This is a genomic window from Verrucomicrobiota bacterium, assembly GCA_038744685.1.
GTDB lineage: Bacteria > Verrucomicrobiota > Verrucomicrobiia > Opitutales > Puniceicoccaceae > Puniceicoccus.
Genome location: JBCDMB010000014.1, coordinates 65,496 through 84,657 on the forward strand (window position 1 = coordinate 65,496; position 19,162 = coordinate 84,657).

Annotated in this window: 22 protein-coding genes; 10 read left to right on the forward strand and 12 right to left on the reverse strand. The window is 53.7% G+C overall.

Going from position 1 to position 19,162, the window contains the following annotated elements; translation table 11 throughout:
* Positions 1-5: 5 nt before the first annotated feature.
* Positions 6-1,415: an exopolysaccharide biosynthesis polyprenyl glycosylphosphotransferase gene (locus tag AAGJ81_09665; protein MEM0966401.1), complete on the reverse strand. Its 1,410-nt coding sequence runs from the start codon at positions 1,413-1,415 to the stop codon at positions 6-8.
* Positions 1,412-1,747, reverse strand: a complete 336-nt coding sequence (locus AAGJ81_09670; protein MEM0966402.1) for a helix-turn-helix transcriptional regulator — start codon at positions 1,745-1,747, stop codon at positions 1,412-1,414. The genes AAGJ81_09665 and AAGJ81_09670 overlap by 4 nt, the downstream gene beginning before the upstream one ends.
* A gap of 284 nt (positions 1,748-2,031) precedes the next feature.
* Here AAGJ81_09670 and AAGJ81_09675 point away from each other — a divergent pair, with 284 nt between their 5' ends.
* The 3 genes from AAGJ81_09675 to AAGJ81_09685 are packed head-to-tail and all read left to right on the forward strand — an operon-like array spanning position 2,032 to position 4,047.
* The gene (locus AAGJ81_09675) at positions 2,032-2,478 is read left to right on the forward strand and encodes a hypothetical protein (protein ID MEM0966403.1); all 447 of its coding nucleotides are present in this window, start codon (positions 2,032-2,034) and stop codon (positions 2,476-2,478) included.
* Positions 2,465-3,154, forward strand: coding sequence for a hypothetical protein (locus AAGJ81_09680; protein ID MEM0966404.1), 690 nt, complete (start codon positions 2,465-2,467; stop codon positions 3,152-3,154). The genes AAGJ81_09675 and AAGJ81_09680 overlap by 14 nt, the downstream gene beginning before the upstream one ends.
* Positions 3,151-4,047 (forward strand): hypothetical protein, encoded by an 897-nt coding sequence (locus AAGJ81_09685; protein ID MEM0966405.1) that lies wholly within the window; start codon positions 3,151-3,153, stop codon positions 4,045-4,047. The genes AAGJ81_09680 and AAGJ81_09685 overlap by 4 nt, the downstream gene beginning before the upstream one ends.
* Positions 4,048-4,053: 6 nt before the next feature.
* Here AAGJ81_09685 and rsfS read toward each other — a convergent pair whose 3' ends face one another.
* Complete coding sequence (gene rsfS / locus AAGJ81_09690) at positions 4,054-4,428, reverse strand: ribosome silencing factor (protein MEM0966406.1); 375 nt, start codon at positions 4,426-4,428, stop codon at positions 4,054-4,056.
* Positions 4,429-4,485: 57 nt separating this feature from the next.
* On the opposite strand from rsfS, the gene AAGJ81_09695 reads away from it, so the two are divergent.
* Genes AAGJ81_09695 through AAGJ81_09705 form a run of 3 tightly spaced genes read left to right on the forward strand, consistent with a single transcriptional unit; the run spans position 4,486 to position 6,400 of the window.
* Positions 4,486-4,740, forward strand: coding sequence for a hypothetical protein (locus tag AAGJ81_09695; protein MEM0966407.1), 255 nt, complete (start codon positions 4,486-4,488; stop codon positions 4,738-4,740).
* A 2-nt stretch (positions 4,741-4,742) separates the two neighbouring features.
* A complete protein-coding gene (locus AAGJ81_09700) occupies positions 4,743-5,396 on the forward strand; it encodes a hypothetical protein (GenBank protein MEM0966408.1) in 654 nt (217 codons plus the stop codon).
* Positions 5,381-6,400, forward strand: coding sequence for an NAD(P)-binding protein (locus tag AAGJ81_09705; protein MEM0966409.1), 1,020 nt, complete (start codon positions 5,381-5,383; stop codon positions 6,398-6,400). Before AAGJ81_09700 ends, AAGJ81_09705 begins: the two co-directional genes overlap by 16 nt.
* A 164-nt stretch (positions 6,401-6,564) precedes the next feature.
* Here AAGJ81_09705 and AAGJ81_09710 read toward each other — a convergent pair whose 3' ends face one another.
* From AAGJ81_09710 to AAGJ81_09745, 8 genes are all read right to left on the reverse strand, one after another.
* Complete coding sequence (locus tag AAGJ81_09710) at positions 6,565-6,930, reverse strand: hypothetical protein (GenBank protein MEM0966410.1); 366 nt, start codon at positions 6,928-6,930, stop codon at positions 6,565-6,567.
* 167 nt (positions 6,931-7,097) lie between these two features.
* Entirely contained in the window at positions 7,098-7,772 is a 675-nt protein-coding gene (locus AAGJ81_09715; GenBank protein MEM0966411.1) for a hypothetical protein, read from the reverse strand.
* A gap of 19 nt (positions 7,773-7,791) precedes the next feature.
* A complete protein-coding gene (gene bamD / locus AAGJ81_09720; GenBank protein ID MEM0966412.1) occupies positions 7,792-8,865 on the reverse strand; it encodes an outer membrane protein assembly factor BamD in 1,074 nt (357 codons plus the stop codon).
* The gene (locus AAGJ81_09725; protein ID MEM0966413.1) at positions 8,862-9,875 is read right to left on the reverse strand and encodes a beta-ketoacyl-ACP synthase III; all 1,014 of its coding nucleotides are present in this window, start codon (positions 9,873-9,875) and stop codon (positions 8,862-8,864) included. The genes bamD and AAGJ81_09725 overlap by 4 nt, the downstream gene beginning before the upstream one ends.
* A gap of 24 nt (positions 9,876-9,899) precedes the next feature.
* A complete protein-coding gene (gene plsX / locus AAGJ81_09730; protein MEM0966414.1) occupies positions 9,900-11,000 on the reverse strand; it encodes a phosphate acyltransferase PlsX in 1,101 nt (366 codons plus the stop codon).
* 33 nt (positions 11,001-11,033) lie between these two features.
* Complete coding sequence (gene rpmF, locus AAGJ81_09735; GenBank protein ID MEM0966415.1) at positions 11,034-11,213, reverse strand: 50S ribosomal protein L32; 180 nt, start codon at positions 11,211-11,213, stop codon at positions 11,034-11,036.
* A gap of 158 nt (positions 11,214-11,371) precedes the next feature.
* Positions 11,372-12,229 (reverse strand): CbiX/SirB N-terminal domain-containing protein, encoded by an 858-nt coding sequence (locus AAGJ81_09740; protein ID MEM0966416.1) that lies wholly within the window; start codon positions 12,227-12,229, stop codon positions 11,372-11,374.
* Positions 12,226-13,128, reverse strand: a complete 903-nt coding sequence (locus tag AAGJ81_09745) for a tetratricopeptide repeat protein (GenBank protein ID MEM0966417.1) — start codon at positions 13,126-13,128, stop codon at positions 12,226-12,228. The genes AAGJ81_09740 and AAGJ81_09745 overlap by 4 nt, the downstream gene beginning before the upstream one ends.
* A 324-nt stretch (positions 13,129-13,452) precedes the next feature.
* Here AAGJ81_09745 and AAGJ81_09750 point away from each other — a divergent pair, with 324 nt between their 5' ends.
* The 4 genes from AAGJ81_09750 to AAGJ81_09765 all read left to right on the forward strand — a co-directional run bounded on the left by AAGJ81_09750 (position 13,453) and on the right by AAGJ81_09765 (position 18,995).
* Positions 13,453-14,226 carry an MBL fold metallo-hydrolase gene (locus AAGJ81_09750; GenBank protein ID MEM0966418.1) on the forward strand — a complete coding sequence of 258 codons (774 nt, stop codon included), beginning with the start codon at positions 13,453-13,455 and terminating at the stop codon, positions 14,224-14,226.
* A 390-nt stretch (positions 14,227-14,616) separates the two neighbouring features.
* The gene (locus AAGJ81_09755) at positions 14,617-16,425 is read left to right on the forward strand and encodes a cation:proton antiporter (protein MEM0966419.1); all 1,809 of its coding nucleotides are present in this window, start codon (positions 14,617-14,619) and stop codon (positions 16,423-16,425) included.
* Positions 16,426-16,427: 2 nt separating this feature from the next.
* On the forward strand, positions 16,428-18,419 hold the full coding sequence (gene ligA / locus AAGJ81_09760) for an NAD-dependent DNA ligase LigA (protein MEM0966420.1): 1,992 nt from the start codon (positions 16,428-16,430) through the stop codon (positions 18,417-18,419).
* Positions 18,420-18,995 carry a GNAT family protein gene (locus tag AAGJ81_09765; protein ID MEM0966421.1) on the forward strand — a complete coding sequence of 192 codons (576 nt, stop codon included), beginning with the start codon at positions 18,420-18,422 and terminating at the stop codon, positions 18,993-18,995. It begins immediately after the preceding gene.
* On the opposite strand, the gene AAGJ81_09770 is transcribed toward AAGJ81_09765, so the two are convergent.
* Positions 18,971-19,162 (reverse strand): hypothetical protein (locus AAGJ81_09770; GenBank protein ID MEM0966422.1); only part of this gene is annotated, 192 nt, incomplete at its 5' end. The two genes, AAGJ81_09765 and AAGJ81_09770, sit on opposite strands and share 25 nt — an antisense overlap.

Sequence of the window (19,162 nt, forward strand, 5' to 3'; positions counted from 1 at the left end):
GTTTGTTAGAGTGCGTTTTTGGAGGCATGGAAAAGTTTGGCGAAAGTTCTTAGGACAATGGTGGCGTCGAGGATCAGGCTCCAGTGCTCGAGGTATTGCAGGTCTGATTCGGCGCGCTTCTGCACATCAGAATCTTCCTCGACCAATCCTCGGAAACCGCGGACCTGAGCAAGACCGGTGATGCCCGGTTTGACAAAGGAACGGAGGCGATACCCGTGGAAGACAGTGGCAAAACGCTCGTCATGATCGGCGAGGTGCGGACGGGGCCCAACAATGCTCATATCCCCTAATAACACATTGATGAACTGTGGGAACTCGTCGATGCTCAACTTGCGCAGGATACGTCCAGCAGAGAAAACACGGCCGTCTTCTCGCGTGGCTTGGCGGGCCTCGTCGGGATTGTCTTCTCGCATCGTTCTGAACTTGAGCATACGGAACGTTCTACCCTCCTGACCACGACGATCCTGCACGAAAAACAAACTACCGGGCGATTGGGATCTTTGGGTTAGCCATACGCAAAGGGCTAGGGGCGGAAGGACGAAAAGGCAGACCGGTAGGGCAACCGCGATGTCGAAGACCCTTTTGGCTAGGCGGTTGAAGGGGCTCTCCAGAGGCTCGGAGAGAAACCCAAGAAATTGCAGGCCGCTTTCCGTGTGAAGAATGGGAACAATTCCAAAATGTGCCTGAAAGTCCCAAACGTGAACGATTCTGATCCCTAGATTGTCGCCAATTTCCTTATGGGCGATCAAATCGGTGCAGACATCTGGTGGGTCGAGAAATACTGCAGTGGACGGACCGATTCGTTTGAGAGTGGATTCAAGTTCGGTTCTGGCACCCAGGTGGGCAATCCCGTCGATTGCTACACCGTCTACCCCGTTTCCGATGTAGCCAACGATTTCCATACCCAAGGATTCTTGCTTACGGAACCATTCGAGATTCCTGCGGACTTCGGCAGGCTCGCCGATCAATACGGTTCGCAAGCGACGATTGCCGAGAAAGAACTGGCGAGTCAGCCGCGGCAAAATGTAATGATTCGCAAGTAAGAGGCTGGCCGGAAGGACCGCGAGAAGAGACAGAATGAAGGCCCGGGAAATCGTCTTGTCCTTCGCGATAAAGGCCACGAGCAAAAATGCGCAGGCAACGAAACCTGTCTGGCGGGCGGTGATGAGAACACTTCGCTCATGAGATTGGTAGGCTGGTGCAATCGCTTTGGAGTGGTCTCGCAGAAGCCGCTCGAAAATAACTGCACCGAACGCAATCACAGAGTAGATCGTGTAGTGTGCTGGGCTGGGTAGGCTTCCTCCAGCGTAAAGGCTGAAAAATCCAACATACCAGAACCAGAACGTGCAGAAGACGGCTGCCGCCTGTACCCAGACCTTCAAAAGCCGCACTCCCTCTAAACGATTCCCGATCATGACTCAGTTCCGCTTTTCAATTGCGCCTCCCATGCAATGCGGCACGCCGCAACACGGTTTTCGACCCCGATCTTTCGAAGTATGCTCCCAACGTGATGGTTTACCGTCCGGTGACTGATACTCAGAATCGTAGCGATTTCCGAGTCACTCTTTGCCTCCATAACCCAATGTAAAACCTCTACTTCTCTCTTTGACAGCCTGTAGCTACTTGCAACCGACGGAAGGGCAGCACTGTCAAAAGTGATGACTGAGGAAGACCTTGGCTCAGGCGTGGAATCAACCGTTGGCCCCGCATTTGCGCCCACCCTGGTACCATTTGCAGTGTTTTGCATTGATTTTTCCGTCCCTCCCAGCAATTTGCTTGCCAAGAGATCTGGGAATAGAGCGAGAGAGTAAAGCCAAAAAATCAGTCTAACGTCAAATTAAGGAAAAAAGTCTGTAGCAAATAGCTGAGAGATATCGAGCAGCAAACTCCCTCTTTCTGGAATCTATTACTACGATCCTTAACCGAAGAGTGGTGTTTGTTGAGAGTGTAAACTCCCCCTGCTAGTAATAGGTCTGGGGCAGATGAGGAGCAAATCTTTCGGTTCAAGAGTCTTCTATTGCTCTTTTTTATGTGCGTATATGGAGTGTTGATGTGATTCTCCGCACTTTTACATTTCCCGTGGTATTTCTTTTTGCGGCTAGCTTGAGTGGTGAGATGCTTGAGCCTCCCTATGATATTCCTTCTGCGATTGCCCGTCCTGCGGAGGTCTCCGATTTTGAGGGTGAGTGGCGAAGGATGGATCGGCAGTACGAACTTGAAATTTCGGATGTGAATTCCGAAGAGGGCCCGACCGCGGTCTATCGGAACCCGGATCCGGTCAAGGTGGAATCGGCTGAGTGGATCGAGGACGATGGAGTTCCAGCGATACGGGTCACGTTGAGAGATGAGGGTTACCCTGGATCCTTTTACGTGTTGCGGTTTTTGCCGGAACGACAGGTCTTGCTCGGGACGTATCAGCGGCCGGGCGCTGAGGTCAGCAATGTGTATTTTTTGCGGGAAGAGGATGCCGAGAATTAGTTCAGACGCCTTCGTGTTTGCGGTTATGCTCGTCTTGCTCGGTGCCATTGTTCCCAAATCAGCGCTGAACGCTGCCGTGGACCTCAAGCCCGACAATACCCGTTCGGGTTACATCGCACGCTTACTCATCAACGAAGCACCGTTTCCCGGGGAGCCGGGATGGATGAGTGAATCGGATTCGAAGGCAACTATGCTTTCAATCCTTTGGGTCTGCGACAACCGGATTGATTACGTGCCGGCCGGGTATCGGCAGGCTCAAATCGCCACGGTGCAGACAAATGACATCATCGAGGTGATTACCGCGGGCGGCGAGAAGGGTCAGTGCGATGGGTTTTATCGGGATGCGTCTGGAGCGTTTAAGGCGGTGCCTCGGGTGGGTAAGCGCGTTGATTACCTTTCCCGGATCGCGGGCCAGGGTCCTCCGGGAAAATTCGCCCGACTTCTCAATTACGCACAGGGTCTCGCTGATTCCTATGAACGAGGGGGAATTCCGGAAGCTGAACGATTTGCCGGATTAAAGACCATTCAAAAGATCCCGGTGACGGGCCGTGCGTACTCTTGGATGACCGACAAGGATGTGTACCACCCAGGGGGCAACTATGTTCGGATTCCCGATAGCCAGAGTGGATCATTGGGTGGGAATCGCTTTTTCACGCTTCGCCGTTTGAATCCATGAAACAAAGCGTAGCCGTTTTCTGCTCCCTTTTATTTCTGATCGCATCACTAAAAGCGCAATCAGAGAGCACGGTCGACGAGCTAAGAGAGAAAGGCTTTCTTTTCGAAGTGGCTCAATACCTCTATCGCTGGTTTCTCGACGAGAATCAGGCGCAGATAGTGGTTGACGCAGGAGAAGCGATTTTCTGGGTCCGAGAGGACATGAAGGAGACCGATGCGGGTGATAATAGTCGTTTTGGGACGATTATCCTGCCTCAACTGGACTACGTGGTTTCGGTGAAGAAGTCCGACTACCGTATTGATGAGCTGGATTTCGAGGTGAAGGACAGTGGTTTCAAGGTCATCAACGTCTCCCGGCAGATGCCAGAGGGCGAGGACGAGAGTTTTGAAGTGGTGGTCATTTCGGCAGAGGAGATTCAGGAGTTTGCACATGCTTCACGGATGGACGCCCGATACCCCGAGGGAGATTTACTGGAGACAATGCGGGCGGCTGCTCGCCGAGAGGTGATGGAGTATCTCGAGGGCCGCATCGACTCAGGTTTACCGATCCAGTTTGGAGCAATCTCCAGTCTGGAGGATTTGGGTAAGACCCAACAGGTCGTTTACGTGTCACCATTGCCAAACGTTGCCAACGATGTCTGGTTCTTTTGGGAGACCGGGGAGATGCTGTTACACTTCTCCGCTGACTTTGGCTTGGAGGATCCCGCTCTTTGGGAGGCAGGTCATCTGCAAGTCAATTTGTTCGACGTAAAGCGTCAGACAGTCGTTTCGCTCGATGAGGTGGCGGGAAGTAATGCCTATCTCACGCGAGACCAGGTAGGTCGGACGCTCTACAACTGCATCGTTCTGGGCAAAAAGCTGGTGCTCACTCCTCCAGCAAATCTCGACGAATAGAAACTTTTACGCTGCGGACAGTGTGTCGAGGGAGATACTTGGCGCATCTTTCCAAAGAGCTTCCAATCGGAAGAGATCCCTCATTTCCTCGGTGAAGATGTGAACCACAAAGTCGATGCCATCGGAAACGACCCATCCGCTCTCAAATTCATCCCGATGACGGGACACCTTTCCAGGGCTGTGGAACATAGCCTTCTCCGCGGCACCGCAGAGAGCACGGAGGTGTGGAGTAGAGGTTCCCGAGCAAATGATCAGAAAATCGGTGATCGAGGATTTTCCTCGCACGTCGAGGATTCGGGTATTTTCTGCCTTTCGGTCTTCTAGGGCTTCGACGCAGGCTTTGAGCTCTGCGAGGGTCTCGGTTTCAATGTCGAGGGTCATCAACGTCGAACTGTCCTATCCTTCATTGGCTGCGGATCGTTGAAGAGGCGGGAAGTGATGTCAAGTGTCACTGAAAGCGTCGGCACGGGGTTTCAGGGATCTTTTGCTGACCAAGTGGGAACGGTGGAAGGCTCGGTGTTGGGAGCGGCTGCTCTAGCTGCCGAACCCTGGCGATCGCAGTGGATACACTTTCTTTCGAACGCAGACCACGGAACCTCGAGCACGATGCCCTCCAGAACGCTACAAGGCAAAGCAACACGGATGAACAACCAAGCTCGCTTGCGTAATGGCAGCGGAATGCGTTGGATTTGAGGATGACTTCTCGCGTGGTGGTACCGGAAATACTCGATTCACTATCGCCGTCTGACCCCGGTGCGATCGCCAATCGCCGGGATCTGCGAAGGATCAATTTTTTAATGGGAAACTGGCGCTGGATTCGTCGTGAGCTGAGAAGCCGAATTCGGCCGGGGATACGAATCGTTGAAGCAGGGGCCGGGGAAGGAGACTTGGGGAATTTTCTTCATCAGTCCTGCCTAGAGCTTCGGTTGTGTTCCTACGAAGGTCTCGATCTCTGGGGTCGACCCTCTGTGTGGCCGGAATCATGGGATTGGAATCAGATTGACCTACTCGCTTACCATCCTTCGCCGCCGCCGCACGCCTTGGTGGTCAATTTGCTACTCCATCAGTTTCAAGATGAAGAACTACGAGGGATAGGGCAGAGGATTGCGGAGATCCCCCTCTGGATCATCAATGAACCCCACCGTGCTCAGACCGCGATCTGGCAGTTGGCTTTACTGCGACTCTTTGGGTTGCATCCCGTGTCCTGGCACGATGGAAGAGTCAGTATTCGAGGCGGATTTAGAGGCCGGGAGCTTGCAGCCCTTCTCAGTTCTGACTCCCGGCGACGTTTTCAGATCCAAACGGATTGGCGCGGAGGATATCGTTTAGTCTCATGGCTCGTGAACTGAGGATCGTTGGCGGGGGGCTCGCGGGACTTTCCCTCGCGGTGGCATTGTCCAAGAAAGGATACCCGGTCACGGTGTTTGAGGCGGGACAGCTCCCCCGTCACCGAGTCTGTGGGGAATTTATTTGTGGAGTTTCTGATCAGACGCTGAAGACGCTCGGTATTGAAGAGGATTTCTCCGGTGCGCTCATTCATCGTGAATCGGTTTGGAGGGATGGCGAGGGAAGGGAGATTTACAGAGCAAAGTTACCCCGTACGGCGACGGGGATTTCGCGGCATCTTCTCGATTATCGTTTGGTGGAGAGAATTCGACGACAAGGCGGGGAGGTTCACCTCGGAGAGCGTTGGCGGGGAGACGTTGCGGAAGAAGGAACGGTTTTTGCCTCGGGTCGTCTCGCCGAGCGAACGGATTGGCTGGGTTTCAAGATGCACATCAAGGGGGATCTGCCTTCCGAGCTTTCACTCTTTCTCGGAGATGAGGGTTATGTGGGTTTGTCCGCAGTGGAAGGAGGCTACTGGAATATTTGCGGATTATTTCGGAAGAGGGATGGCGTGAGGGGTAGTAAAGAGGCGATCCTTGGCCACTACGCCGATAAATGTAGCATGCCTGCTGTTTCTGACCTTCTTGCGGGATCCAAAATTCAGGAGGGTAGCGCGGCCGGCGTGGCGGGTGTTTCCTTTGCACTACCTCAACAAGAGAACGGCTCAATGAGAATCGGAGATGCATGGGCGGTGATTCCGCCGTTTACGGGGAATGGCATGTCGATCGCACTCGAGTCGGCAGAGACTGCCATCGCGCCGCTTTCGGATTGGATGGAGGGCTCAGCATCGTGGTCAGAGGTTGTCGGAGAAACGGCAAGAGCCCACGAAAGAAAGTTCCTTCGCCGACTGCGTGTCGCCAATTTTATCCATCCTTGGCTACTTCGTTCAAAGAGGCGTCCATTTCTCAACCTAGCGGCAAAAAGCAGACTCCTACCTTTTCAAAGCCTCTTTTCCCTTACTCACTAGAGGGGTAGCGGGCCAAGGTTTTAACACGCAAATTCTGTAGCAATCGTCGCCACGACCGATGATCCGCGGGAGCCTTTAATGACTCATGCCACCGAAAGTCATCCACCTATGCGTTGGATGTTACTCTATCCTCGTGACAAAAGTAATCCTATCGTCTCTTTCCTCTACTGACTCCATTCGGCGGGGCGGTCGGCTTTGAACTTGCCGGTAACAGTGGCAGTTTCTCCGTCTTCGGTTGCGGCTTCATACTGGAAGTTGCCTTCAACAACTGGATCGATGGACGTAAACTCTAGTGTCCCTTTTGAATTTTCGGAAAAATTCTTCGTGTTCTCCATGGTCCCGAGGATCGGTGCATACTCGATCACTCCATAGACGATGGGCCTCTCAAGATCTCCCAAGGGTTCTACAGGGAAAGTACCCACCGAGGGAATGAAATCAGGATGGAAGGCAAGAGTAGCTGCTGTTCGATAGGTTCTACGATCGGTTGCGTTCACGGAAAGGTACCAAATGGATCGCGGTTTATAGAGCATCGTAACGGCATTTCGAAAAGACTGCTCGGCGGGACCGGTAATCGAAATCGATGATTCGGTTGGAGGGGAGTTGCTTCCGTAGGACTCGCTTCCACTTCCCCCACAGGAACAAAGAAGGAGGAGAGCGGCAGGTGGTACGATTGCCGACGTTATCCGAGCAAGCCCCTTCACCGTGATTGTGAAATGCTGGAGGGCGTTTCCTCGGGAGGTGGCCGGTTCAGTTCTAGCTCTAGAGTCACCATCATCGCGAGATTGCGGGCTACCGTTGGTTTACTTTGGTCGGTCGGGTTGGCAAAGGCGGTATCCGGGTCGGAGTAAACGGCTGCATCTGCCGTGAGAACCTTGTCTTTCAGGACTTCTTTTTCCGGAGGGCCTGAGTGGTCGAGAGTGACGCTTGCGGAAAGCGAAATTCTCGCTGAGATGGCCTGTCCGGTGTCAGTCTCCAGAAAGGCGATCGGTCTCTCGCGGAAGTCCACCAACTGCACGTAGGCGACCATGTCCGCTTCGTCTTCCGATTGCACCGGAATGAGGTAACGGCTCTGGGCTATGGTTCTGGACAACTGGTTTTGAAAGACGGGCACCATACCCGAAACGTAGGCCTCGTTCTGAACCGGTTTGAGGTAGATCGTCGCTGGTTCAGGATTGGGAAGCGCTCCTTTTTGATAGCCAGCGCATCCAGACAGAAAGGCGGCTGCAGCGGAAAGAATCAGAGCGAAGATAGGGAGCGATGTTCCTCTAGTAGCATCGCTAGACGGGTTTGCCTTCGAATTTGGTCCACTGGATGCCACAGGTGTATCCCCCGACGCATTTCCGATGTGGGTGGGTGAAGCGAAGCTCTTCATACAAGCCTCGAATTGTCTTTTAGAGACCGTCCCTCAGCACCGAATCATCCTGTAAATCTTCCAAATCACGGGCGCGCCACCGCTGGTTGAAGAACTGCTGAACTTGAGCGTGGATATCGTCACTCTTCGGCTTAATTTTGAAGCGTGGTGGAGATCTGCCCTCATCCATCCGCTGGATCCTTTGTCGAGCGATGTCGGCTGCTTCTGTTTCGGGAGCCACTGTGATTGTCTCGTTGTAAAAGACTCGCGCGGCCTCCTCGTTGTGCCGGTTCACGTAATAGAACTCGGCGGTCATGAGCTTACTCTGTGCGTAAATTTCGCTGACCTGACGAAGCCCTTCCTCCGCGTCGTCCACATATTGGCTGCGGGGGAAAAGGATCAGAAAGTCCTGGTAGTAGTTGAGCGCTTCGAGGGTGGAACCCTGATCGTACTCCGGGCCTTGAATCAAACTTGCAAAAATCTGGGCCATGGCGAAGTAAGCATCCGGAGTAAGGAGCGATCTAGGGTAGAGAGTGATCAATCGATCGAGAGCATCGATGGCGAGCTCCTCATCGCTTTTCTGTTGGGAGATCAAGGCGATGTTCATGAGCGCGAGCGGGGCGTAATCGCTGTAAGGGGAGTTTTTGATAACGACTTCAAAATACTCAATCGCAGTATCCGGTTGTTCGAAACCAAACATGTTGGAGGACGCTCCGCCCATGTACATTGAGGCGATCTCGAACTGATTTGCGATCACCGCATTGAACCGTTCGTAGCCGGGGTAGCGATTTACGATTTTCTGAAAGTTCTTGAAGGCTTCTTCCAGATCTCCCTGCTCCATTTCGATTTCTGCGGCAAGGAAAAGGGCGTCTCCCGCAAAGGGAGTATTCGAGTAATCGAGGAGGATCTTTCGCAGTGGGCGGAGAGCTGCCTTCGAGTTGCCCGCCTCTCTTTCGTCCAGTGCCTCACTGTAAAGCCGATCTGCTTCATCAAGTTCCTCGCGTGTCGGAACGGAGTAGTCGACGTCTTCGTCGCTCCTGAACCAGTCAAACACCGCGTAGGAGGCGATGGGGAGGTAGAATAGTAGCGCTAAGGTAGTGAGTAGTGGCTTCATTGAGGAGTGTTCCATTTCATTAGAGTAGAACCCCATGTGAGACCAGCACCAAAGGCAATCATAACCACGTATTCTTCGTCTTTGATTCGCCCTCCCCGAATGGCCTCGTCGAGTGCCAGTGGAACTGAGGCGGCTGAGGTATTTCCATAGAGATGGAGGTTATTGGGGAAAAGGCTCATAGGGAGCTTCATGTGTTGGGCGACACTTTCAATGATGCGAATATTGGCCTGATGAGGAATGACGCATCCAACATCCTCGATCTTTACTTCGCACTGCTCAAGAATGTCGTAAGCTCCTTTTACCATGGCACGCACGGCAAGCTTGAAGACCTCCCTGCCGTTCATCTTTAGGAAATGTTTTCTTCCATCGACGGAGTCGCGAGTGGCCGGAATCTTTGAACCACCCCCCGGCATATGGATCAGAGGGGCAGAGTTACCGTCGGCCCCGAGTTTTACGCCGAGGAGTTCGCCGCCGCCTGCAGATTTGTCTTTGGAGAGCACAACGGCACCTGCAGCATCTCCAAAAAGGACGCAGGTCGAGCGATCCTCCCAATCGATAATGGAGCTCAGCTTCTCAGCACCGACAAGGAGAACGTTTCGGTAGGCCGGATTTCCCTTCAAAATGCCGCGGGCGACCTCAAGTCCGTAAACGAATCCGGAACAGGCGGCGTCCACATCAAATGCCGGTATGGGACCGAGCCCGAGCTCCTTTTGGACCAGACAAGCGGTCGATGGAAAGAGCATGTCGGGAGTTAGGGTGGCAATAATGATGGCGTCGATCGCCTCGAGCTCGATCTTCGCCATCTTGATGGCTTTCCGCGCGGCTTTGACAGCCATGTCACTCGTTGCTTCATCGTCTGCCGCAATTCTTCGCTCACGGATTCCCGTTCGGGTGACGATCCACTCATCAGTTGTATCGACGAATTTTGAGATATCCTCGTTGGTCAGGACTTTTTCCGGAGCGTAGGACCCCGTACCTCTGACGAAAATGCGTTCATCCTGATTGGACATAGAGCCACCACAGTGGCCCTATTTCTAGGAAGATGCCAATTCTTTTTCGGCGGGCGGTAAGGATTCGTCATCCTCTACGTCGAAGAGGGATGAAGCGGTTTCAATATCCTCGCGAATGTGCTTCGTCATGTCCTGCTGAAGGGCGTGAATCGCGATCTTGAGCGCACCCGCAATCGAATCCCGATCAGAGGAACCATGGGCCTTGAGAACCGGAGCCTTCAGTCCGAGAAGCGGCGCTCCTCCGTATTGAGCGGGATTGAGCTTCGCCTTGATCGTCTTGTAGGCACCCATGGAGAGTGCAGCTCCTGCCTTGCGGACCCAGTTTGCCGAAAGTTCCTCTTTCACGTATCCCGAAAGCATGCGAAAGAGCGACTCGCAGACCTTGAGAACCACGTTTCCAGTAAATCCATCGCAGACGACTACGTCGACCTTGCTTTCGAACACCTGGAAACCCTCGATGAGCCCAGTGTAGTCGAGAATGTCGCTCATTTTCTTGAGCATTTTGTGTGACTCTTGGATCCGAGTGCTCCCTTTTCCTTCCTCGGTCCCAATCGTCAGCAGCCCGACCCGCGGTTTCTCTACGCCAATGGCTACTTTTGCGTAATTTGCGCCGAGGATGGCGTTTTGACACATCTGCAGGGAAGAGGGTTCTGGATTCGCACCTGCGTCGAGGAGAATGAAGCTGTTGGTCCGGGTTGGGATAATGGTTCCGAGGGCAGGGCGTTCGACTCCCTCAAGAGGACGAATGCGGAGCGTGCCGCCAGCCATTAAGCTGCCCGTGTTCCCACAACTCAGCAGTGCGGAGGCTCTGCCATCCCGCACTAGACCAAGAGCTTGGACCATTGAGGAGTCGGGTTTGCGTTTGAGGCTCTGGAGCGGCTTTTCATCCATTCCAATAACCTCGGAGGCATGGTGCACCTCGATCCGCTTGTCACCCGAGATCCCAGCGGAGCGTAGCGCTGGGAACAGTAAAGACTCATCCCCGACGGCAATGATCTCGTCGAAATGAGAATCGAAGTCCCGATCCTTCAGAGCAATCGCGATCCCCTCGGCGATCTCCGCAGGACCGAGATCACCACCCATTGCGTCGATGGCGATCGTTCGGGTTGTCGCTGCCGCAAACATAAAGACTTGCCCCGCGCAGCCGGGCAACGGTTCCTACGCTTCGATATCGAGGACCTGACGCCCGCGATACATTCCGTTTGCCGGGTTTACGCGGTGAGGCATGAAGGTGCTGCCGTCCGTGTTATCGGTGGCCAGTGCAGGAGCCTTGAACTGATTCGCGCCGCGTCGCTTGCGGCTTCTGGATTTCGACTGTTTACGCTTAGGTTGGGCCATGGTCGTAGGAAGTAAAAGTGTCTAGAGTGTAGAGAAACGGAGGAGTAAGGCCGAGACTGTGTCGTCTGTCAATCGTTGGTTACAGTATGGAATCGAGCAAGTCGCGGGCCTAAACCGTTCTTTTGACCCTGGACTAAAGGCCGTGGTCCGAACTCCTGTCAGAAGTTGGAACTACTTTTGTGTTCTCCAATGATTTTCTCCAGTGCCCCAAGAACGACAGGGTGATTTCCGAGCAGTTCCGTTGTTCGGATTTCCAGAGCGGGAAACTCTTTTTCTGCCTCCTCACGAATTTCAGCTACATCACCACCGTCCCCTGCGTGGCGACCGGGAAGCAGGAAGAACATGGCTAGGATGATTGGGTTGTCCCTAAGCCGAGGACGTCTGAGCACTTCTTCGAGTAGAGGATCGGTAAACGCGTAGGCTTTTCCCTCACGCCGCTCCATAGAGGACGGCACGACGAAGGCGACTTCATCTTTGAGAAGGGCTTGAACCTGACCGGCAACAAAATTGCGCACCTGGGCTGCCACAGGTCTCGGACTGCCGTGGTCAACGAGAACCACGGTAGGTTCTTTGTCTGACTTGGGGTCGATTTTTTCCCGAATTCTCTCTGCGAGAGCGAGAGCGAGCGTTTCCTGGCCTCGACCGTCTTCTTCGAAAAGAAAGGGTGCCATCGAAACGTTTAGACCAGGCCTCTCCTCGATGGATTCGCGGATCGTCTTCTCGACGAGTTCAACGATCGCGCCCCGGTTACCAACAAAGAAGGGGAGGATGACTACTGGGCGGTGATCGTCAAAATCTGGATCTAGAAGAGTCTCCTTGAGGATCGGCGCTGGTTCTCCTCCGAGCTCTGCTACATCGATTCTGGTGGAGTGGGCAAGAGATGCGGGACGGACGTCTTCCCCGGTGCTCTGTGCAAGATCACCTGCAATCCTTCGAAGGGCCAATGCTGACTCAGCCCGAATAGAGCCGTTGTCAACGAGGAGATAGAGAGGCTTGGTGGAACCTCCGATACTCATTCTGCCGAGTCACTTTCCTCAGACTCCGGGATCGATGGGGCCTCAGGGGTAGATTCGGCAATCGAGTCAGGTGCTTGTTCGGACACTTCGGGAATATCGTCTATTGCTGGAGCTGGAACTGGTTCCGGAACCGTTGGCGGTGCAATTTCTGCCGCGGCATCAAGGTCTGGTTCAGCGTTTTGCGAGACCTCTTCAGCTGTGGTCTGCTCAGCGGGAGCGACCGATGTATCGGACACAGGTATTTCGACGCGGTCCGCAAAATAATCGAGTTTGGAGAGCCACATTCCACTGGAGTCCAGCTCGGCCACCTTTGTGCTCCACGCCTCGAACTCGGAAAGGTTTCCTGCCTCAAGTGAAAGTAGTGCGAGGAAATAGCTGGCTTCAATTCGGTCGGCGGGCAGCCGATTTTCATCATTTCCAAGCGCGCTCAGGATCCGGACGGCCTCAACATTGTTGCCCAGTTTTGATTGGGCCATGGCGAGACCCAGTCGAGCCTTCCCTTCCAGAGGATTTCCGGAAAGGCCAGTCGTTGCGACGGTGTAAAACTCCGAAGCTTGCTCCCAGTCGCCGTCTTGAAAAGCGATATTTGCCGTCTGGAGAGCAGCGACTCCGGCCAACGGATGCCCTGCGTAATCGAGGGCAAACGCGGAAAGAGTGTCCGTAGAGACCGCTGCGTTGTAGGCTGCTTGAACGACTTCTTCCTGAGAAGTGCGATAGGCGCGGAAGCCAAAAACGACTGCGGTAATCACTACAGCCAGTATTGCTCCGCCAATAATGGATTTGCCGTTCTTCACCCACCAATCGTGAAGTGGATCGTCAAACGCGTCGTCGGGATGGCGACGGTCGACCACTTCAACAGGAGTAGGCTTTGGGGATTCGGTAGGTTCCGGCTCTTTCATGGGAAAAAAGTAAACCCACCAAAAAAGGTCGTCGAGGGGCCTTGTGCAACCCTGAACGAGGGATGGAGCCGGAATTGGGTGCAATCGAAGGTGAGGGGTATTGGGGGAGGGACGGGCTCCGACCCGTCCGCATCGTTTTGGCCGGACGACCACTCCTTCGCGTGGACCACACGGAGGTGGTCCCTCCCGGAGAGTCGGTGCACTTACCCCGTGGATCTAATTAAACCCGCCGGAATCGTGACTGTATCCAGCAATTATTAGAAAGAATCAATTTCTCATTTCTACTCGTCATCGGGAACGCGGATTGCATAAGACGGAGGGTTTATGGAATTAGTTTTTCTTGGCACGGGGACCTCTCAGGGTGTTCCGATGATTGCGCAGGCTGAAGGGTTGTGCGACTTGGAGGATAGGAGAAACTGGCGAACACGCTGCTCCGCACACATTCGGATGGGCGAGGTTGGGATACAAGTGGACGCGGGCCAGGAATTTCGGCTCCAGTGCATCGAGAACAAAATCCCTTCGGTCGAATATTTTATCCTCACTCACGGTCATGCGGATCACATTCTAGGGATGGACGACTTGCGCCGCTATTGCGACATGCGAGATGGCGAGGCGCTGCCTGTTTACAGCACGGAGCTGGGCCTGCAGCGAGTCAGAGCAATATACCCCTATGCGGTTCTGGATCGTGCGGTGGTCCGTGGTTATCCGGCATTCGCCCTCTCCGAAATGCCAAAGATTCTTGAGGTTCCCGGAGGACGTGTCTACTCGACCCTCTTACCGCACGGTCCGATTGAAGTGTTGGGTCTGGTTTTTGAAAGAAACGGGAAACGAATCGCGTACTACACGGATTGCTCCGGGATACCGGATGAGGCACTGGAGTTGGCCCGTAGTGCTGAGGTGGTCGTATTGGATGGCCTCCGGTCGAATCCTCATCCCTCGCACATGACTATTGATCAGGCGGTCGAGGCTGCAGAGAGGATTGGTGGACATCAGACGTTTTTAACCCACATGACCTGTACTGTGGATCACGGACCTGTGGACGCAACCCTGCCGGAAGGGGTGCGCCTCGCATACGACGGATTGAGAATCGAGGTGTGATTTTTTTTGGGGTTCCGGGTGTCAGGTTTCGGGTTTCAGGGAGAGACGGTTACCGTGCTTAAAAGAACGAATAGCGAACTACTGGCATATCATTGATCCAACGATCAAATCGAAATCGGAATCGAAATCGCTATCGAACGGAATCGAGATCCGATTCTGATTTGGATTTCGATTTCGACCATGGCGGAGTAATTACTCGGCAGGAATCCCAACTGAAACCCGACACCTGACACTCATAATACCGCTACACCCATCTCCTGAACCGTTCGCATAGGGAGGCCTTATCTTCGACGTTTAATTTTGGACGTCCCTACATTTGGTGTAAGATCCTCTTCCCCAGCGGATGGCCGGGCTTGCAATTTCGACCAAAGGGAAAAGGCTCCTCGGAAAGTGGATAAGGAAATCCTTATAGGGCTCACTTGGGTCGTCTTCTTAGGAACCTTCGCGCAGTGGTGTGGTTGGAGGTTCCAGATTCCATCGATCCTCTTGCTTCTGACTTTTGGGCTTTTGGCTGGCCCGGGAATTGGGTTGATCGACCCTGACGCCCTTTTCGGTGACCTGATTTTTCCGGTCGCTTCGATTGCGGTAGCAGTGATCCTTTTCGAGGGGGGACTGACCCTGAACCTGAAGGAGTTTCGATTGAGTGGCGGCATCATCATTCGACTCATTAGTATCGGAGCATTGGTTTGCTGGGTTCTGTCGGGATTCTTTGCGTGGCTTTTCCTTGGGCTTCCGATTGAGATCGCAGTTCTCTTCGGGGCACTCCTCGTGATTACAGGCCCCACAGTAATTGGTCCTATGCTGCGGCAGATTCGACCCCGTGGTCGGGTGAGCCACATCGTCAAGTGGGAGGGCATTCTGAATGATCCGGTTGGAGCGATTCTCGCGGTTTTGATTCTGGAGACGGTTCTCTCAGGTGGTCTCGGTTCAGCTCCTTCGACGTTTTTAACGGGGATTTTGATTACCCTGACCGTCGGGGTGGTCGGTGCGATTCTCGGAGCCCTGATTCTGATTCTCGCGATGCGGTACCGCTGGTTGCCGGATTTCCTGCACATCCCGGTCACTCTTGCGATAGTGATTTCGCTAAACTCGGTTTCCAATCTCTTTCAGGCTGAGGCGGGTTTGGTTTCCGTCACGCTTCTCGGGATCATTCTTGCCAATCAGCGGACCTTCCCGGTGAAGCATATCATCGAGTTTAAAGAGAATCTTCAGGTGTTGTTGATCTCAGGCCTTTTTATTGTTCTTGGAGCGAGGGTAGAGGCGGATACTCTTTTCCAAGTAGGTTGGCAGAGTTTACTGTTTCTGATCGCTTCGATTCTAATCGTTCGGCCGCTTACCGTTCTGGTTTCAACCGTTGGGACTCCCTTGATTTGGAAGGAAAGGTTCTTCCTGATGTTGATGGCACCCCGTGGAATCGTGGTGACCGCATTGGCCTCAGTCTTTGCCTTTCGGTTGAGCCAGTCGGGCAATCCCGACGCCGACAGGATGTTTGCGGAGATTCTTTTCGTGATTCTGGGAACGGTCGTATTTTACGGGATCTCTGCCTCGATTTATGCAAGGAAGGTGCAGATCGGATCGGCAAATCCTCAGGGGATCATTTTTGTGGGGGCTCATCCATGGGCGCGAATGATTGCCGTCGCTCTGAAAAGAAATGGAATTCCAGTAGCAATGATCGACTCAAATGGGAGTCAGACTGATGCTGCTCGCGAGGTGGGTTTGGTAGCGCATCAGGGGAACATCCATTCTTCTGAGTTTCTCGAGGAGATTGATTTTTCCGAGATAGGCCGCGCACTTGCGGTAACGGCGAATACGGAGATCAACGCGTTTGCCGAGCTAGCACTTGGAAAACACTTAGGCAAAACTCACGTCTATCATTTAGCGACTGGCGAAAAGGGGACGAAGGCGCGGGGTGCCTCAGCCGAACGTCAGCAGAATGTTCTTTTTGACTCGGAGGCTACGTTTGATCGAATCGAGAAGGAATTTTACTCCGGGGCTATAATTCGGGAGGTGGTTCTCACGGAGGATTGGGATCCGGAAATGAAGGCTCAGATCGACGGATTTTTCCTGCCCCTTTTTGCAGTCTCTGAGACCGGGCAACTGCGCGTGTTCTCCTCAAGAAGCACGTTGGTTCCGAAGGTGGGTTCCAAGATTTTCGGCTTGTCGCGGCCCAATGGACACAAACCGAAAGAAACGGAGTAACAGTGGATGAAGTGACAGAGCTGGCAGAGTTGCGGGAAAAGATCCGCAAGCTCGATGTTGAATACTACCGGGACGCGCAGCCCTCCGTATCGGACCGCGAATATGATCGCCTCAAGGAAGAGCTGGTTGCTCTTGAGGAAGCCGTTGGCGTGGCGCCAGAGGATTCGTCGGCGATGGTCGTTGGGGATGACCGGCTGTCGGGATTTGAAACCTATCGCCACCGCGAGCCAATGTTGAGCCTCGACAACACCTACAACCGGGAGGATCTCTACGCTTTTGACCAGAGACTGCGAAAGCGTTTTGAAAGCGATGATCTCCACTACACGGTAGATCCAAAGATCGACGGACTGGCGATCAGTCTCACCTACGAGAAAGGATCATTGGTCCGGGCGGTCACTCGCGGGAACGGAGTGCAGGGAGATGATGTGACCGCAAATGCGAAGACGATCCAGTCTTTGCCGCAGAAATTGAAAACGGCGAATCCTCCCGCACTGATCGAGTTGCGGGGAGAGATTTACATGACCAACGAGGAGTTTCTTCGGATCAATCGGGGGCGGGAAGAAGCGGGAGTCGACCTCTACGCGAACCCTCGAAACCTCGCGGCGGGCACAATCAAACTTCTGGATCGGTCTCTCGTTGCGCAGCGAAGACTGGAGGTCGTGGTTTATGGTTTGGGAGCTTGCGAACCAGACTTCCTGAAGAGCCAGACCGAGTTGCAGGAACACTTGAAGGAATGGGGCTTGCCAGTCGTCGAACGGTATTGGTCGGTTGACGGAATTGATGCGGTCTGGGAGTCGATTGAGGAGCTCGACGGGATGCGGAATGCATTTGCCTATCCGACAGACGGTGCCGTCGTGAAGCTGGACGAACGCAAGTGGCAACGTGAAGCGGGAAGCACCGCAAAGGCACCGCGGTGGGCGATTGCCTACAAGTTTGAGACTGAAAAGGCGTTTACCCAGCTACGGAAAATCGGGCTGCAGGTTGGCCGGACGGGAGCGATTACTCCCGTGGCTCATCTCGATCCGGTGGAGTTGGCCGGGACAACCGTGTCGCGCGCAACGCTTCACAACGAAGATGAAATTCGGAGGAAGGATATTCGCGAGGGTGATTGGGTCTTGGTGGAAAAGGCCGGTGAGATCATTCCACAGGTGCTTTCTGTGGATCTCGACAGGCGGAGTCCGGATAGTGTTGCATTTGTCTTTCCGGAGGTGTGTCCGGTCTGCGGTACCCGGCTAACCCGGTTGCCAGGAGAAGCGGTTTGGCGTTGTCCCAATGCGGCTTGCCCCCCGCAAGTGCGTGGACGGATCGAGCATTTTGGTTCCCGTGCCTGCATGGATATCGAGAATCTCGGGAAAGCGGTCGTCGATCAGCTGGTTACTCTGGAGTTGGTCTCAACGGTGGCTGATCTTTATCGCCTCAAGGTGGAGCAGCTCGTAGCGTTGGAGAAGTTCGCTCAAAAATCTTCGGAGAATTTGGTCACGGCGATTGCTGACAGCAAGGAGAGGGAAGTTTGGCGGCTTCTCCACGGACTCGGTATTCCCAATGTTGGTTCGGGGATGTCGAAAGATTTGATCAAGCATTTCGGTGGACTGCCTGCGTTGATGGCGGCATCGGAAGAAACGTTGATTTCGATTGATGGTGTAGGAGCAATCGTCGCTGCCAGCGTGCGGTCGTTCTTCGACGAGCCAAAGAATCAGGCTCTCGTCGAAGATCTTGCAGACCTGGGGCTGCGTTTTGAGGAAGAGGGGATCGAGGAACCAGCGGATCTTCCTTTATCCGGAAAGACTTTTGTGCTGACCGGAACTCTTCCCACGATGACCCGCGGGCAAGCCTCGGAGTGGATTGAAGAACGTGGCGGGAAAGTGACGTCTTCGGTAAGCAAGAAGACTGACTATGTGGTCGCAGGAGAGGAGGTAGGATCCAAACTCGTCAAGGCCGAGAAGCTTGGTGTCGCAGTGATCGACGAAGCCGCACTACTCGGAATCGTTCAGTAAATGAGGATATCCAGGAGCTATACGATAACCACGGAACGTTGCAGTCTTAGGGCCTCCAGCGAGGAGGATATTCCTCACGTGTTTTCGGCCACACGACATGTCGGATTTAACGATGGAATGTTGTGGGATCCCCCTGAATCCGAGGCTGAGTTGAAGAAACCTCTTGAAGACGGGATTGCTGCATGGGCCAAGGGCGAAGTTTTTACTTTTTCAATCGATGCAAAGGAAGATGGAAGATTCCTTGGTCGAATCGGTATTCGTAAAGGGGAAGAGGATGGAGTCTGGAATATCGGTTTCTGGATTCACCCAGATTCACAAGGCAATGGATTCATGACAGAGGCTGCGCAGGCGATTCTGCGTTTCGGTTTTGAGGAGCTTGGAGCGGTTCGGATCGAGGCATGCTACGCTCTTTGGAACAAAGCTAGTGGACGCGTTTTGGAAAAGGTCGGGATGAATTTTGTTCGATACATTCCCAAAGGGTTTCTCAAGAAGGGTGAGTGGGTGGAAGAAAATTTGATGGCGATTGATCTCTCTGATTGGAAGCCGTTGAATCAGAGCACTTTGCGACTAGTTTGAACCATCAGGCTGAGCTGCTTTTGCGTCTCAACGAGGCGGAGCGACGCGCTGCGCACTAGAAGTGCGTGAGCGTCGCTCGAACGCTGTTGCGGCTCAAAAGCAGCCAGTCCTCTGGATGGGGTTAAACTGAGAGTTCGCTGCGTTAGCTTGGTGTTCACGGGCTTCAG

What these genes read in the sequence shown, in the direction of transcription:
- AAGJ81_09665 (MEM0966401.1), bottom strand. Translation starts at nt 1,415, where the DNA reads ATGATCGGGAATCGTTTAGAGGGAGTGCGGCTTTTGAAGGTCTGGGTA.
- AAGJ81_09705 (MEM0966409.1), top strand. Translation starts at nt 5,381, where the DNA reads ATGGCTCGTGAACTGAGGATCGTTGGCGGGGGGCTCGCGGGACTTTCC.
- AAGJ81_09745 (MEM0966417.1), bottom strand. Translation starts at nt 13,128, where the DNA reads ATGAAAGAGCCGGAACCTACCGAATCCCCAAAGCCTACTCCTGTTGAA.
- AAGJ81_09715 (MEM0966411.1), bottom strand. Translation starts at nt 7,772, where the DNA reads ATGAAGAGCTTCGCTTCACCCACCCACATCGGAAATGCGTCGGGGGAT.
- AAGJ81_09740 (MEM0966416.1), bottom strand. Translation starts at nt 12,229, where the DNA reads ATGAGTATCGGAGGTTCCACCAAGCCTCTCTATCTCCTCGTTGACAAC.
- AAGJ81_09725 (MEM0966413.1), bottom strand. Translation starts at nt 9,875, where the DNA reads ATGTCCAATCAGGATGAACGCATTTTCGTCAGAGGTACGGGGTCCTAC.
- AAGJ81_09685 (MEM0966405.1), top strand. Translation starts at nt 3,151, where the DNA reads ATGAAACAAAGCGTAGCCGTTTTCTGCTCCCTTTTATTTCTGATCGCA.
- AAGJ81_09710 (MEM0966410.1), bottom strand. Translation starts at nt 6,930, where the DNA reads ATGCTCTATAAACCGCGATCCATTTGGTACCTTTCCGTGAACGCAACC.
- AAGJ81_09695 (MEM0966407.1), top strand. Translation starts at nt 4,486, where the DNA reads ATGTCAAGTGTCACTGAAAGCGTCGGCACGGGGTTTCAGGGATCTTTT.
- AAGJ81_09680 (MEM0966404.1), top strand. Translation starts at nt 2,465, where the DNA reads ATGCCGAGAATTAGTTCAGACGCCTTCGTGTTTGCGGTTATGCTCGTC.
- AAGJ81_09700 (MEM0966408.1), top strand. Translation starts at nt 4,743, where the DNA reads ATGACTTCTCGCGTGGTGGTACCGGAAATACTCGATTCACTATCGCCG.
- rsfS (MEM0966406.1), bottom strand. Translation starts at nt 4,428, where the DNA reads ATGACCCTCGACATTGAAACCGAGACCCTCGCAGAGCTCAAAGCCTGC.
- AAGJ81_09765 (MEM0966421.1), top strand. Translation starts at nt 18,420, where the DNA reads ATGAGGATATCCAGGAGCTATACGATAACCACGGAACGTTGCAGTCTT.
- AAGJ81_09670 (MEM0966402.1), bottom strand. Translation starts at nt 1,747, where the DNA reads ATGCAAAACACTGCAAATGGTACCAGGGTGGGCGCAAATGCGGGGCCA.
- AAGJ81_09750 (MEM0966418.1), top strand. Translation starts at nt 13,453, where the DNA reads ATGGAATTAGTTTTTCTTGGCACGGGGACCTCTCAGGGTGTTCCGATG.
- rpmF (MEM0966415.1), bottom strand. Translation starts at nt 11,213, where the DNA reads ATGGCCCAACCTAAGCGTAAACAGTCGAAATCCAGAAGCCGCAAGCGA.
- bamD (MEM0966412.1), bottom strand. Translation starts at nt 8,865, where the DNA reads ATGAAGCCACTACTCACTACCTTAGCGCTACTATTCTACCTCCCCATC.
- plsX (MEM0966414.1), bottom strand. Translation starts at nt 11,000, where the DNA reads ATGTTTGCGGCAGCGACAACCCGAACGATCGCCATCGACGCAATGGGT.